The sequence below is a fragment of the Helicobacter sp. 23-1045 genome (assembly GCF_053654655.1).
Map to the genome: position 1 here is coordinate 51,479 of NZ_JBSIUR010000003.1, position 15,080 is coordinate 66,558.

Here is a 15,080-nt window from a genome sequence, read left to right on the forward strand (position 1 = left end):
ATTTCGCATATTTTTTTGCTAAAATTTCGCCTTGCAATTTTGGCATTTGGCATTTTTGCAATATTTTATTTTTGAAAGGATTGATTATGACAACTTTTTATTTTAGTGGCGTTAGTGTTTCAAATGGGGGGGGGATTTAGCTAAAACGCTCAAAATCTCTCATAACTCTTTCAAATTCTCACACACACTTCAAAAGGCATTTTTGGCGATTGTATTTGCATTTTGCATATTTGGCACAAACGCGCTAAATGCGCAGGATTGGACTATAAGCGCGAAGTCAAAAGAGGGCGCATTTGTCGGGGCGGACTTTGAGTTTGCGCCGGGGTGGAGCATAGCGGCGATTGGCGGATATCAGTGGTATTTTTATGATAAGCCACATTTTCATTTAGGTGTGCGACTAATGGGGCGTGTGGGATATTCGTATAGTTCGTATGATTATCCATTTAGCAGTTATTCTATTGATTATCACACCGTTGGCATTCGCGTAGCACCGCAGTTTATTTGGGATTTTCTAAGCATTGGCAAACACACGCTTGGGTGGAATATCGCGCCTATCGGACTTGGGGCAAATATCGTTACAACAAGCATAAGCTACAAAAACGGCATTGGCGCTTCTGGTGCTTCTAGCACAAGTGCCACTGCGGCTGCATTTGCCTATGAGTTTAGCACGGGGCTTCATTACTACTATGATATCAAGCATCAAGCGTATTTAAGCATTCGATGGGGCGGTATCGGCGGATGGATAGGGGCGGGCTATGCGTATAAATTCTAAAATTTTACGCATAATTTTTGCTCTGCCTTTGGTGCTTTTTAGCGTAGAGAACGCAGAATCTACGAAAGATTCTACAAAAGATTCTGCGCCACAGCACATTGACAAAAAAAGCGATAAATCAGCAGAATCTAAAAAAGAATCCAAAAAAGATTCAGCGAAAGATGATGCGAAAAAAGGCGCAGATTCTGCGAAAGATTCAGCGAAAAATCCCACAGATTCTGCGAGTGATGATTCAAACAAAGGCGCAGAATCTACCCAAATCGCACAATCCACAAAAGAGGAAAGCGGATGGATGATAGGCGTGGGATTTATTATGGGCGGACCTATTGGAAGTGCAGATGAAGCTAAGTTTTTTGAACCATACAATATTTCACAAAAGCGATTTGATTACGGCGCAGAAGTGATTTTGGGGCATAAAACATTCTTTGGTGAGAGCGGAATCTTTGGAATGCGCCTTTATTTAGACTATAACTACCGCAGGACAAAGGATTCTGATTTAACTGCACATTTTTTAGGATTGACTATCGATACGCTCTTTAATATCTACCAAACAGAAGCGTTCAAAGTCGGCGTGCTTGCTGGTGTGCGCTCTGGCTTTGGCTTTGGACTTAACCATCAATGCCACAAAGAGACTTATGTTTGGAGTGATTCAAATGAAGAAGTTTGCGGACAGGGTCTTGGCGATATTGATTGGACGGTGGATTTAAATGTCGGCGCGCGTCTTATAATCTACGACCACAACGCATTTGAGTTTGTGCTACAACCACGCTTTGGAGTGTGGCGTTTTAAAGGCAAAAATACGATGTATGGGATTATAAGATATATTTATACATTTTAGAGTGCGGATTGCGCGAGATTTTGAATCGTAGAAACTAATTTAGATTCTGTGATTTTTTGTCATTGCGAGTGGCATTAAGCGCAAATCAAATGCAAAAATCCTTGTCATTGCGAGGCGAATCTACGATTCGCCGAAGCAATCTATTTCAGCGACTTTTGAATCAAGGGTGAATCTCGGACTTTAAAGCGAATCTAAATGCAAATTATTTATTGATTCAAATTTGGGTCATTTATTTTTATTTTTGATTGAAATCGCGTGATTTGGATGGTTGCTTCACTGCGTTCGCAAATCCTACGGATTGCTTCGCCCTTGCCTTTGGCAAGGACTCGCAATGACGAAAATATTTGCGATTCGTGTTTGATTTGTGGATTGCTTCGATTCGGCGTTGCCGAATCTCGCAATGACGAAAAGGGGATTCGTGGATTGCTTTACGCGAATCTGCGATTCGCCTCGCAATGACAGATTTTTTTCGCGCTAGATTCTACGATTCACGCACGATTCGCAAAATCTACCCTTTGCGTATCTTTGCGATTTCATCGCGGATTCGTGCGGCTTCTTCAAATTCTAGTTTTTTACTTGCCTCAAACATTCTTTTTGTCATCTCTTTGATGATTTTATCGCGTTCGCTCTTTGGGATTTTGCCGATTTTTGGGCGCGGTTTGTGCGAAACTTCGATATTTAGCTCATCTTCTAATTTTCGCGCGGTGGTTTTTGGGATAATGTTATGCGCTTTGTTGTGTGCCTCTTGCTTTGCCCTGCGGTATTCGCTGGTATCGATTGCAGTTTGCATTGACTTTGTGATTTTTTGTGCGAAAAATATGACTTTGCCGTGAATGTTTCGCGCAGCGCGTCCCATCGTTTGAATGAGACTTGTCTCACTTCGCAAAAAGCCCTCTTTATCCGCATCCAAAATCGCTACCAAACTCACTTCGGGCAAATCCAAGCCCTCGCGCAGTAGATTTACGCCAATTAGCACATCAAATTCACCCAAACGCAAACCGCGTATCAAATGATTGCGCTCAATAGCGTCAATGTCGCTATGCAAATACTGCGTTTTTAGCCCTAATTCGTTGTAATATTTGCATAAATCCTCTGCCATTTTTTTAGTCAGCGTCCCCACAATCGCTCGTTCTCCACGCGCCAAAACCGCCTTTATCTCATCGTATAAAATCGCCACTTGATTTGCGCTATCCTTTACCTCGACTTTTGGGTCAAGCAGTCCTGTGGGGCGGACGATTTGTTCGGCAATCTGCCCCTTGCTTAAATTAAGCTCCAAATCCGCAGGGGTGGCAGATACGAAAAGATAATGCGGTGCTTTGTTGATAAACTCATCGAAATTTAGTGGGCGATTATCTAGTGCGCTAGGTAGGCGAAATCCATACTCCACAAGCACTTCTTTGCGGCTTCTATCGCCTGCGAACATTCCGCCAAATTGTGGCAGGCTCGCGTGGGACTCATCGACTATGACTAAGTAGGGCTTGTTTTTTTGCTCGAAATAATCTAACAGGCAATATGGCGTCTCCCCTGCTTTCTTGCCTGTGAGATGTCTCGCGTAGTTTTCGATGCCCTTGCAAATGCCTGATTCGCGAATCATCTCTAAATCAAACTCCGTGCGTCCCTTTAACCGCTGATATTCGACTTCTTTATTTTGCGCTTTAAATTCTGAAAGTCTAGAATCTAGCTCCACTTCGATATTGTGAATCGCCTCGCTTAGGCGATTTGCCCCGACTATAAATTGATTTGCCGCATACAGCACAAATGAATCTAGCACTTTTAGCTTTTGTCGCTCTAGTGCCTCATACACCGCGATTTGCTCCACCTCATCGCCAAAAAACTCTATGCGGATAAACTCGCTCTCATTATACGCTGGGAAAATATCCACCACCTCCCCGCTCACGCGAAACTCCCCGCGCTCAAACGCCGTATCATTGCGCGTGTAGCCCATATCGACAAGTTTGATGAGAAACTCTTTTTGGTTGCGCGACTCGCCTACCTCTATTTTTTCTATCATTGTGAGGTATTCAGCGGGGTTGCCTAGCCCGTAGTTCGCGCTCACGCTCGCCACGACTATGACATCATCATACGCAAGTAGCGAAGTAGTCGCGCTTAGGCGCAGTCGCTCCAAATCGTCATTTATGCTCGAATCTTTTTCGATAAACAAGTCCCTGCGCGGAATGTAGGCTTCGGGCTGGTAGTAGTCAAAATGGCTTATGAAATACTCCACTTTATTGCGCGGGAAAAAGCCCTTAAACTCGCTATAAAGCTGGGCTGCAAGGGTTTTGTTATGCGTCATTATGAGCGTTGGCATATTTAAGCTAGCGATGATATTTGCCATAGTGAATGTCTTGCCACTGCCCGTAACGCCTAGTAGCGTGGCATATCGCGCCCCTTGTGAAAAACTACGCGTGATTTTGCTAATGGCTTGTGGCTGGTCGCCTGCGGGGGAATATTGCGATTCAAGGGTGAAAGATTGCTTTGGCATTTGATAAACCTTAAAATGATTTCAAATCGGCGATTATAGCAGAATCTACGCTAGATTCTGCAAATCACGCAAAAATCGCAGAATCTAGCAATATTTACTTCTTAAATATATTCATCTTTTCATCAAAAATTTCGCTCTCCACGCCTAAAAATCCCAAAACACTATGAAAAATATGAAAATGCGAAGCCCTTGCCAAATCTTTGAGTCCATTAGGGCGCGAACTCCACACGATAAATGGGATTTCATATTGCTCTTTTGGCGCGAAAGCCATCGGGACGCCGTGCATATACACGCCATTTTCGCCTAAACTCTCCCCGTGGTCGCTTACAAAAATCATCGTGCTATCATAGTCGCTAAGTTTGCGCAGTTGCTCGATGATGGAGTGGAGCAAAAAATCCGTGTATAAAATCGTATTGTCATAGGCGTTTATGATTTCGCTTTGCGCACAGCCCTCGACGCTTTTGCATACAGGCGCAAATCGCGCAAACTCTGGCGGATATTTTTTGTAATAAGTCGGTCCGTGGCTTGTGCTTGTGTGAATCACAATAAGCACTTTTGGCGAATCTGCTACCTTAATCTCATCGCTTAGATTCACTATAAGCGCGGATTCATAGCCGTCATCAAACTTCGCGTATTTTTGCGATAGCTCGGTGTAGCCCATAACATTTTGAATGTGAAGCGGTGGCTCACCCCAATTTGCGCTCCGCCACGCCACGCTAATACCATTTCGCGAAAGATAATTTGGCAAGATTTCATACAAATCAGAGCTGTCCTTGTGTGAGAGCATATTTTTCACAGAGCCACTCGTGTAAGTGGTGCTTGACTTTGCCTCAAAGTGCTTTAAATGCCCCCCCCCAATTTGCGCTAGAAGCGGATTTGTCTCACGCTCATAGCCATAGAGTGAGAAATTTTGCGCTCTAGCCGATTCGCCTATGACTAGCACCACTACGGCTTTTTTGTCATCTGTGATTTTGGCATCTGGCAGTGGAATCTCGCGCTTGTTTTTTGCCCACTCGCCTTGCAAATATCGCATTGAATTGATGATATACGAATATGGCATAGAGAGTGCGCCAAGCTGTTTTGAGTGCTTGTCAAACCACAGCAAATTGTGAAAATTTATCCCAGCTAACACTATAAGCGTGGCAAATGTGAGTGCGCTACATTTGGCAAATGCCTTGCGCGTGGGCGTTGCGATTTTTTGAAAAAGCACAAAATACGCCGGGACAATGCCCAGTGCGACTATCCAAAGCACCATTTTGATGGACAAAAATTCGCTTGATTCGGAATAGCGCGTGTTGAAAAGATTGCCCATCATCGTTTTATCCAAAAACACGCCATAAGTTGCCACAAAATACACCGCCAACGCATTTGTAAGCGAAGTGAGTGCGAACCAAATTTTGGTGATTTTAAGCGAAATTAGAGAGAGCAAAAATGGTATAAATGCGGTGAGCGCGAATAAAAATAGCACAAGAGAGACAAAAAGCACACCCGCACCAAATGAATCTAGGGCAAGATTTGCACGGATAAAGGCAAGTAGCGGAAAATGAAAAAATACCACTTGAAGCGCGGATAAAATCAAAATAAAGGCGATTGCGTTAGAGCTAGATTTGTTAGATTTGTGGGAATTTTTGGTGGATTTGGCGCTAGATTCGCTATTTGTAGAGCGCGAAAAATATGTCCGCAAAAACGCAAAAAGATAATATAGTGCTGAAATTAGCGCGAGATATAGGACAAAAAGATTGTGTTTGTTGATAAGTATCAAAACCACGCAAATCGCGCTAAATAGCGCAAAAATAAGCAAACCAAAGCGCGAATCCACCCACGAAAAAATGCGCGTTTTACTAGCCACAAGCGCACCAAAAATCCCGCACACGCACCCAAGTAGCGCACCGCCTAGCACATCAATCGGATAATGCGCCCCAACGCCAATGCGCGAAAGTCCCACAAGTGCGCCAAGTAGCACAATCCCAGCAATAAAAGGCACACGCCATTTCGCAAGGCGTGGCATAAAAGCGATAAGCAACACACAAAGCGTGGTAGAAATCGTAGTGGTATGCCCTGATGGGAAGCTATTTGCGCCCATTAGCTTTTCGCCAATGATATTAAACGCATCTTCGCCAAAAGCCCGTGCAGGGCGGGGCATAGCATAGATTGCCTTTAAAAAATGCGTTAGCACAAGGGATAGCAAAGAACCAGCGATAAGCCCCTCCCAAAACTTCGGCGCAATCAGCGCAAAGCAGAGCAAAAACGCAAAAAGCACACCCGCATCGCCTAACTGCGTGAGATTGTGCGCGAGTGTGGGCGCGTGTTGCCAAAGCGCGTTTATTGCGATAAAAATGTCTTTATTTATTTGCGGATAGGTTTGCGTATCGGTAAAGCCAAATAGCGTCAGCGTCCCAAAAAAAAGCGCAAAAACGCCCACCACCGCACCCAAATGCCACAAACGGATTTGAGCGAAATCATCACGGATTTGATTATTTAGCTGATTATTTTTTTGATTCATAGTGCGAATTATACAAAAAATATTGATTGATTTTTGGAGTGTGCGGTAGATTCTGCGAATTTTGGATTATTTTAACGCGAGATTCTGCGATTTGGGGTTATTTTGTAGGGAGATTCTGCGAAAATATTTAGTGAAAATAAGGCAGATTCTGCGATTTTTGTGCGATTCGAAGAATCTAGTAAAATTCGCAAATTTCGCAGAATCTCGCCATAAATTCGCAGAATCTAATCCCCTAAATTGCGCTTAAAATCACCGCGATTATCGTAATGATAAGTCCGCTCCCCACCGCAATCCCCGCACTTTTTCGCTTATTTTTGCAAAATGAAGTCATAATGATACCAGATAGATAAAATATCGCCAACGACAGCGCGAAGCACACCGCCAGCGCGTTAAAATACACCGCGCCCTTTGCCTTATGCATCAGCACCAAAACACCATACACGCTGCGCTCCATCACGCGCACCTTCCACTCGCCACCGCTATTTTGAAGCGAGACAGAGTATTTCAGTCCGCCCATCGTAAGGGCATTTTTTTGCGTTTTTAGCTCCGTGTCGCGCGGGATTTTTAGATTATTTTCACGCAAAATCTCAATAATCGCGCTAGATTCTGCGCCCTTTTGCGGGGCATTTGGCAAGGCAAACTCTATGATTTTCGCCCCCGCCGAATCTTTAAAGTCAAATATATATCCAATGCCTGTAAGCACATAAATTAGGCACATCGGCAAGAAAAATAAACTCAAATACAGATGGATTTGCATCCAGCTTTTTTTAGAAATTCCCATTTTGTCTCCTTTGGTTTTAAATGTGGGCGCAATTTTAAGGGCGAAGTGTGAAATATTTGTGAAATTTAGTGCGCAAAATCTACCAGCTCCACACGCCTAGCAAAATCAAAATCCCAGCGAGCCACCCCGTGATTATGCCTTCAACTAGCGCAAGATATGCGGAGAATTTGCCTAAACTTTTGCCAAGCGCGCACTCTACAAATCCCGAAAACCAAAGCACCGCCCACGCCCACCAAATCATCGCACCAAAGGCGTTTGCACTGCCAAAATATCCCACAAAGTCAAGCACCCCCGCCAAAATCGCATTCACACTCACAAACAGCGAGAAATACCCATAGGGGCGCAAATCCCACGCAAAGAGATTGTTGCAGGCGTTGAATAAATATGTGATGCCAAAAAGAAGCGCGATTGCGGGGGCAAAAAAGGCGAGATTCTGCGAATCATCGGCGATTAGCAACGCCACAAATACAAAGTTGCAAAACACCGAAATTACGCCAACCACGATATTTAAAAAGGCAAGTGCTTTTCTATCAAAGCGCAGAATCCTGCCAAGCCCGTTATTTATCAGCACCAATCCAACATAAAGCAACACCAAACCTAACATTTATAATCCTTGATTTTGCGCTTTTTGTAGCCACTCTTGGCAGTCTTGTAGCACAAGTTTGCGCGTGGTAATGCGCTCTTTGTCGCGCTCATTTTTTAGGCGCAACTCCGTAGCATTCAGATTCAAGCAACACAATTTCGCGTGGCACAAGCACTAAAAAATAGTGTGGCAATTATGATAAATGGCGCGAATCCAAACGGCACAATTTGTGCAAATCTTATGTATTTTTTCATTTCATACTTCCTTTTTGAAATTTGGTAAAATTGGATTTTATCAAAAACTCACTAACTTTTTCGCAAAATATGCAAATATTCAATGGTGGATTCTTGCTTGTGATTGCGCGTAGAATCTGCCTTAAATCGCTGATAGATTTTGCTAACACGCTCATATTTGCCATAATTTTTAAACAAACTTGCGATTTGCTCTAATCCCAAAATCCCCTCATCGTTGTAACTCAAAAAAATCCACTCAAAATCCGCTTTTTTAATAAGATTTTCCAGCGCATTTAATGCACTGCCCTTTTTGCAAAAATCACTTTTTGCATACTCTCTTAGTCCCGTCTTGCCCTGCGGAGTGAAGTCATCATACAAAGCGATTGTATTTAGCAAATGGTAGTTTGCGCCGTATTCACGGGCATTGTAAGGCGGGTCAAGGTAGAGAATATCGCCTTTGATTTTAGCGATTAAATCACTTGCATTTTCATTAAAAACCTCGTGCGAATTATCATTGATTTCAAAATCCGCACCCTTAAATTCCATAGTTTTAAGCGCGGATTTTTTAAGGTTTTTTAGAAACGCACCATACACAGAGGCGACATTTGCGACTTTATCGGCGGATTCTAGTAGTGAGGCGAGCAAAAAATAATACGCGTTAGAATCTATGGCGTTTTGTTGCTTTAAATTTTCGATTTTCACGCGAATCGCATCGATTTTCATCGCGTTAGAATCGCTAAAATATAGCCTTTGGTGTGCCTTACCTTGCGTCCCGCCAAGTGAGTAATTTTCATAGATTTTGCCCTTTATGCCTTGCAAGTTATTGAGGTTTGCCACGAGCGCGTCTAGATTTTGTATGGGCGTGTGGTTTGCTATGTAGTTTTGATTTAGCACGAAACTATAAAATTCCCTATCATTTGCGATGACTTTGCGCACATTGCGCTTAAACGCCCTGCCAATCGCCCCTGTCCCCGCAAACAAATCGCAAAATACGCATTCGCGCAGTGGCTTAGATTTCGCCACTTTTTGCGTGATAGAATCCACAATAAAGCCACTTAATTTGACTTTTGAGCCTATGTAGTTCATCAAAATATCTTTTCAAAATGGATTTTATCATCACTAATTACAAATTCCACATAACAAAGTGGCAAGATATTATTTTGTTTATTAAATATCTCGCAAGATTTTTTAAATTCTCTATAATCACTAGAATCTTTATTTGTTTGCCTACAAATAATCATAGGTTGAATGTCGCAGGCACAATTAGGAATGTAGTATTGCTCAAGCCAATCAACATATCTTTGCACTTGCATTATGATACTGGGATAAATAGTAGTAGATTTTAACTCTATGGGGATAATTTTTCTAGGATTATTGCCGTGTTCGCCAATACAAGCCACTATATCAATCCTTTGCATTCCAACACCACAGCTTACTTCATTGCCAAGCCATTCTATATTTTGATTTGCTAAAATACCAAATAGTTGAGTGTTATAAAAATGTTGTAAAATATATGTTTGTAAATGTGCCTCAAATTGATTTTTTTTATTGTATTTTTGAATAAGTCTAGGCAAAATTTCTATATTTTCTTGCCTACCACTATAACTTTGTCCATTTTGAATAGTAATAATTTTTTGTGCGATTAAATCAAAGCTAAAATTTTGTCCCTCTAAAACTTGTTTTGAATTTTTATCTCGTATGAGTTTTGTAAGCCTTTCACTTTCATACATTGTAATCATAGTATTTCCACGATTACCTTTGAGTTTCCTATAAATCAAACTCCACAGCATTTGATTTGGCGAGTGAATATGCTTAATCTCATCTAATGCTTCCCATTCGCTTACACCTTGTGCATAAACACTATAAGGCTCTATTAAACAACGAAAGGTTAGTGATTTTTGCAGTTTATCTTTTAGGAATTGTTGCGAATCATTATTATCTAAAAAAACTAAACTTTTAATTTTGAAAACGCCATAAAATTTTCCCTCATAAATACTTTGATGAAAATTTTGTTGCAAATAAAAAATGGCTAAATCCCCAATTTGCACCCTAGAAAAATCTGCAATCATTCCTAAAATAGTGTTTTCTGTTTGTGTTTTGTGGATTGTATTTGAACTACTATTAAAATCAACCACAATGTCTTTCATGCCTGTGCCAACAAATTGATATTCCAAATGATATTTAAAGGTTGTCGCATCTACAATAAACACATGTGTTGTCATTTTTTTCCTCCATTTTAAAATTTAAATGCCCTTACTCTCCAAATATTCCTCATAAGTTCCGCGAAAGTCGATGATTTTGGCGGGGAGATTCGCGCCATTTTTATCATTTTTTTCAAACTGCGGGACTAGCTCGATTATGCGATTTGCATACGCGTCAATCAGCTCTCTATCGTGGCTTACGCAAATCACATTCCCGCTAAATTTATACAACGCCTCGCCAAGCGCGATGATAGACTCCAAATCCAAGTGATTTGTGGGCTCATCAAGGACTAAAAAATTCCCGCCCTCTAGCATTAGCCGACTTAGCACCATTCGGTGTTTTTCGCCCCCGCTTAGGCGATTTACCTGCTTTTCTTGCTCTTCGCCACTAAAAAGCATTCGCCCCAATGCGTTGCGAATCTCACCCGCTTCTTTGCGCTTATCAAATGCCCGTAGCCACTCAAATAGCGTCTCTTCGCTCTTAATCTCTTCGCTTACATTTTGTGGGAAATAGCCTCGATGAGTAGTCGCGCCCCATTTCACATTGCCGCAATCAGGCTGTAAAACTTCGACAAGGATTTGCAAAAGTGTGCTTTTCCCCACGCCATTTGGACCGATTAGCGCGATTTTGTCATTTGGCAGGATTTTTAGGCTCACATTTTCTAGCACCTTTTTATCTCCATAAGATTTGCTGATTCCCTCACATTCTAGGGCTTCATTGCCGATGGTGCGATTTGGCTTAAACACAATGCTAGGGTCGCGCCGTGAGCTGACTTTAAGCGCGGAAATATCAAGTTTTTCTAATTGCTTTTGTCGCGAAGTGGCTTGCTTTGCCTTACTGGCATTTGCTGAAAAACGCGCGATAAAGTTTTCTAATTCCTCTTTTTCTTTTAGCTTTTTGTTGCGCTCGGCTTCTTGCTGTTTGGCGATAAGGGTGCTTGCGATATACCAATCATCATAATTCCCGCTAAACTCGCGCACAGAGCCAAAATCCATATCCAAAATATGCGTGCAAATAGAATTTAAAAAATGCCTATCGTGGCTAATCACCACTATCACGCCCTCATAATGCTTTAAGTTGTTTTCTAACCACGCGATTGAGGGCAAATCAAGGTTGTTTGTGGGCTCATCAAGCAATAAAATCTCAGGCTTTGGGAATAGCACTTGGGCAAGCAAAATCTTAAATTTATCCCCGCCTGTAAGGCTACTCATAAGGTTTTGATGGCTTTTAGCTGGGAATCCCAAATCCTCCAAAATCCGCTCAATCACCACTTCGCACTCATAAGTAGGGTCTTCCTCCGCGCAAATCATTTCTAAATCGCCTAACTCGTTATTGACTTTTTCATCGCTTAAATCGCCATTTTCATAGAGCCATTCTTTGCGTTTGATTGCGTCATAGAGGCGTTTGTTGCCGATAAGCACGGCATCTTTTAGGCTTAGATTTTCATAGGCGTATTGGTCTTGTTTTAGCACACCCAATCTTGCATTTGGGGCGATTACCACTTCGCCACTTGTGGCTTCGTCCTCGCCTGAGAGAATCTTTAATAGCGTGGATTTTCCCGCGCCATTTGCGCCGATAAGCCCGTAGCGTTTGCCTGAATCTAGGCTAAGATTCACATTTTCAAAGAGTTTTTTGGTGGGGTAGCGCATTGAGAGATTTATCATTTGAAGCATTGTTGAATCCTTTTAATTTGATTTAGTAAAAGCCTTGCGTCTTTGAAACAGCAAAAGTAGCAAAATCACGCCAAGCCCGATTATTATGGTAATGCCAAAGCTTTGCAATGCCAAAATCTTGCTAAAAGACAAAAAGCCAAATCCCGCGATTGTCGTAAGCGCGGAGAAAATTATGGCGTGAAGCGTTTTGATATTTTCGCCCTCATTTTTCACATAAATGCCATAATCGATTGATGAAACCACTACGATTAGAAGCGAAAAAAGGTGCATAATATTTACCTTTATGCCTAAAAAATACACAAAAATTGCCGCGAGTGGCGCGATGATATACACTAGACTTGTGAGTGAGCGCGTGATTAAAAGCACGATTGCAATCATCGATGAGATGACGATAGCCAAAATCAAAAGCATAGGCTTGTAAATCCCGCTTGTGATTTCGTTGCTTAGCGTTTCAATGGAGCGAGTTTCTACAAAGTCCAAATTTTGAAGCGAATCCACGCCCTCCACGCTAATCGCGCTGTAAAATTTGCCATTATGCTCTACAACTGCTAAATTGCGAATGTCGCTTTTTATTTGCGCCTTTTGTGCGACTTGCATTGCTTTTTGTGGCAGAGATTCGCGCGAATCGCTAATTATTAAGATTTCAACGCTCTCTCCAAGCACATTTTTAAAATAATCCTTATCCGCCAAACGCGCCTTATTTTGGTAATCCAATCGCTCCAAATCATAATCCAACTCCATATTAAAAGCACTCACAGCTAGTGCAATCACAGCAATCACAGCAATGATTTTGCTACTAACTTTGGGACGGCGAAAACGGCGAATCTTACGATAAAAAATGGGCTTTTTAAACCCGATAAATTGATACAAAAGCCCAAAACTCAAATACGACACAAGCAGACAAATCATCGCATAAAGTGAGAGTTGCGCTAGTAGCGGAAATGGGATAAAAAGGCAGATAAAAAACCCAATAAAACTTGTGATAAAACCATAAAACACGGATTTATTAAACGCAAATTTGTGCATATAGTGCCTAAAAAAGTGGTGATGAAGCATATAATCGATTGCCAAATTGCCAATCGCCACGCCAAATTCTAATGCCATAATATTGACATTTTCATAGATTTGCGTGAGTGCCGTAATGCCAAGCAGATTTGCCGAAGCAATGGTGAGTAGCGTATTTAGCGACAAAAACGGGATTCGCAAGATAAAGAGATACAACAGGATTAGAAACACCACTGAACTCGCCGTAATCACGCTAATATCGCTAAAAATCCCGCTGTCATTTTCGATTCGCAAAATATCGCTTGAAAAGTAGCGAAGCCCCTTAATATCCTTTGTGGCGGTTTTAAACTCATCATAAAAGTCCGCCGTGCTTGTATCTTTTGTGAAATTGATGTTATAAATATTATCTTTTAAGTGCGTGATTTGGGTGATTTTATCGATGGATTTGAGTTTGGTTAAAATCGCAGAATCTTTTGCATTTGGCGCAGAATCTACCCACCCCCTAGCCCCCTCCGCAAGGGAGGGGGAAGTTTGAGATTCAACCTCCGCAAAAAAAGGGGAAGTTTTAGATTTAGCCTCCGCAATGGAGGAATTAGAAGCCCCTCCCCTTGCGGGAGGGGTTTGGGGTGGGGTATTTTTAGCAATAGTGGAGGGATTTTTGGTTTTTATCGCAGAATCTGCGCTATTTTTTTTAGATTCAGGCAACGCGATTAAAAGCTCATTTTGCGAGGCAAGCTCCAAATGAATGTCAATTAGCTCTCTTTGCTCGACTTTTGGGAATAAATCCAAAATATTCGCGCTAATTTTACTTTTATCAAAAAATGCAAAAAACACCGCCACACTAACCACACACAGCCAAACACTGCTATATTTTATAAAAAAATTTTTTTGCATTTTTGCTCTTTTTTTAGTTTAGATTCTGCGATTCGCCCAAATCTGCGAAAATCGCCCAAAGATTCTGCGATTTTGAGATTTTTCGCTACGCTCAAAATGACAAAGATTCTGCAAATCTCACGCATCAATCAAATATTTGTGCATACACGCTTCGATTTCTAGCGGATTTGACTTTGAGATAAATTCATTTGCATTTAGCGAAATCGCCATCTCTTCGTTGCTACTGCCACTCATCGATGAATTCACCACCACAGGGATGTGCGCGGTTTTTTGATTTGTCTTAACCTGCTTTATAACCTCAAATCCCGAAGTCTCTGGCATCTCCAAATCCGTAATTATCATACCAATCTTTGATAGCTCGCAATCATCGCTAAATAGGTAATCTAACAAGGTTTTGCCGTTTATGAAATCATTATGCGCGATGCCAAGCTTATCCAAAATCAGCTGCATAGTTTTTAGCACCACAGGGCTATCATCGGCGATTAGGACGACTTTATCCGTTTGCACTTTTTTCACTCGCTTTAACTCTGCCTCTTTTTCTTCATCAATCCACGGGAACACATCAACAAGCATTTTTTCAATATCCACGATTTGCACCAAGCTCCCATCAAAATACCGCGTCCGCCCCACGAGTTTATTATTATTCGAGCTACCGACAATCCCGCTATTTTGCTCAATCTCTGTCCATTTTTTATTCAAAATCCTATCTGCCTCATAGATTCGCACGCCAATCGTCCATCGCGAAAACTCGCAAATCATCACAATATCGCCATTTAGATTGTCATTATGCACGATTCGCGTGGATAAATCCTTGCCTTTGTTATGCACATCATAATAAAACCACTTTTTCAAATCCACAAGCGGAATGGTAAGGTTGCGAATGGTGATAAGCCCCTCCAACAGGGAGCATTTATCATAGCTAATCTTTGTGATTTCGCCTTCATATTTAATCACCTCGCGAATCTTAAAGACATTTGTCGCATACAAATCGCCGTCCCTATCGAGCTTAAAGCACAAAAGTTGCAGTTCGTTATTCTTATGCAAACTTGTGATTTGGTCAATCTTTGCTAAATTTTCTATCATTTTTCACCCTTTCGCAGAATCTATAAACGAA

15 protein-coding genes are annotated in these 15,080 nt (G+C 41.7%); 4 read left to right on the forward strand and 11 right to left on the reverse strand.

The features are described from left to right. The first annotated feature begins 202 nt into the window (after positions 1-202). The 3 genes from ACWIUE_RS04035 (at position 203) to ACWIUE_RS04045 (ending at position 2,069) form a co-directional block, all read left to right on the forward strand. Positions 203-772 (forward strand): hypothetical protein, encoded by a 570-nt coding sequence (locus tag ACWIUE_RS04035; protein ID WP_454135110.1) that lies wholly within the window; start codon positions 203-205, stop codon positions 770-772. Continuing rightward, positions 756-1,610 carry an outer membrane beta-barrel protein gene (locus ACWIUE_RS04040; protein WP_454135111.1) on the forward strand — a complete coding sequence of 285 codons (855 nt, stop codon included), beginning with the start codon at positions 756-758 and terminating at the stop codon, positions 1,608-1,610. Before ACWIUE_RS04035 ends, ACWIUE_RS04040 begins: the two co-directional genes overlap by 17 nt. Positions 1,611-1,865: 255 nt before the next feature. Further along, the gene (locus ACWIUE_RS04045; RefSeq protein ID WP_454135112.1) at positions 1,866-2,069 is read left to right on the forward strand and encodes a hypothetical protein; all 204 of its coding nucleotides are present in this window, start codon (positions 1,866-1,868) and stop codon (positions 2,067-2,069) included. 49 nt (positions 2,070-2,118) lie between these two features. Here the strand turns inward: ACWIUE_RS04045 and uvrB are convergent, their stop codons facing one another. Further along, a complete protein-coding gene (gene uvrB / locus ACWIUE_RS04050) occupies positions 2,119-4,092 on the reverse strand; it encodes an excinuclease ABC subunit UvrB (protein WP_454135113.1) in 1,974 nt (657 codons plus the stop codon). 94 nt (positions 4,093-4,186) lie between these two features. After that, entirely contained in the window at positions 4,187-6,595 is a 2,409-nt protein-coding gene (gene eptA, locus ACWIUE_RS04055; protein ID WP_454135114.1) for a phosphoethanolamine--lipid A transferase EptA, read from the reverse strand. A gap of 61 nt (positions 6,596-6,656) precedes the next feature. On the opposite strand from eptA, the gene ACWIUE_RS04060 reads away from it, so the two are divergent. Then, entirely contained in the window at positions 6,657-6,842 is a 186-nt protein-coding gene (locus ACWIUE_RS04060; protein WP_454135115.1) for a hypothetical protein, read from the forward strand. On the opposite strand, the gene ACWIUE_RS04065 is transcribed toward ACWIUE_RS04060, so the two are convergent. The 9 genes from ACWIUE_RS04065 to ACWIUE_RS04105 all read right to left on the reverse strand — a co-directional run bounded on the left by ACWIUE_RS04065 (position 6,828) and on the right by ACWIUE_RS04105 (position 15,049). Beyond that, a complete protein-coding gene (locus ACWIUE_RS04065; RefSeq protein WP_454135116.1) occupies positions 6,828-7,376 on the reverse strand; it encodes a hypothetical protein in 549 nt (182 codons plus the stop codon). The two genes, ACWIUE_RS04060 and ACWIUE_RS04065, sit on opposite strands and share 15 nt — an antisense overlap. A gap of 79 nt (positions 7,377-7,455) precedes the next feature. Then, positions 7,456-7,980 carry an AmiS/UreI family transporter gene (locus ACWIUE_RS04070; protein ID WP_454135118.1) on the reverse strand — a complete coding sequence of 175 codons (525 nt, stop codon included), beginning with the start codon at positions 7,978-7,980 and terminating at the stop codon, positions 7,456-7,458. Next, entirely contained in the window at positions 7,981-8,106 is a 126-nt protein-coding gene (locus ACWIUE_RS04075) for a hypothetical protein (protein WP_454135120.1), read from the reverse strand. Positions 8,107-8,264: 158 nt separating this feature from the next. After that, positions 8,265-9,278, reverse strand: coding sequence for a DNA adenine methylase (locus tag ACWIUE_RS04080; RefSeq protein ID WP_454135122.1), 1,014 nt, complete (start codon positions 9,276-9,278; stop codon positions 8,265-8,267). After that, a complete protein-coding gene (locus tag ACWIUE_RS04085; RefSeq protein ID WP_454135123.1) occupies positions 9,278-10,414 on the reverse strand; it encodes a DUF91 domain-containing protein in 1,137 nt (378 codons plus the stop codon). Before ACWIUE_RS04085 ends, ACWIUE_RS04080 begins: the two co-directional genes overlap by 1 nt. Positions 10,415-10,435: 21 nt before the next feature. Continuing rightward, positions 10,436-12,067, reverse strand: coding sequence for an ABC-F family ATP-binding cassette domain-containing protein (locus ACWIUE_RS04090; RefSeq protein ID WP_454135124.1), 1,632 nt, complete (start codon positions 12,065-12,067; stop codon positions 10,436-10,438). A gap of 12 nt (positions 12,068-12,079) precedes the next feature. Further along, positions 12,080-13,966, reverse strand: coding sequence for a hypothetical protein (locus ACWIUE_RS04095; protein WP_454135126.1), 1,887 nt, complete (start codon positions 13,964-13,966; stop codon positions 12,080-12,082). Further along, the gene (locus ACWIUE_RS04100; protein WP_454135128.1) at positions 13,945-14,091 is read right to left on the reverse strand and encodes a hypothetical protein; all 147 of its coding nucleotides are present in this window, start codon (positions 14,089-14,091) and stop codon (positions 13,945-13,947) included. The genes ACWIUE_RS04095 and ACWIUE_RS04100 overlap by 22 nt, the downstream gene beginning before the upstream one ends. Next, positions 14,084-15,049, reverse strand: coding sequence for a chemotaxis protein CheW (locus tag ACWIUE_RS04105; protein WP_454135130.1), 966 nt, complete (start codon positions 15,047-15,049; stop codon positions 14,084-14,086). The genes ACWIUE_RS04100 and ACWIUE_RS04105 overlap by 8 nt, the downstream gene beginning before the upstream one ends. Positions 15,050-15,080 lie beyond the last annotated feature (31 nt).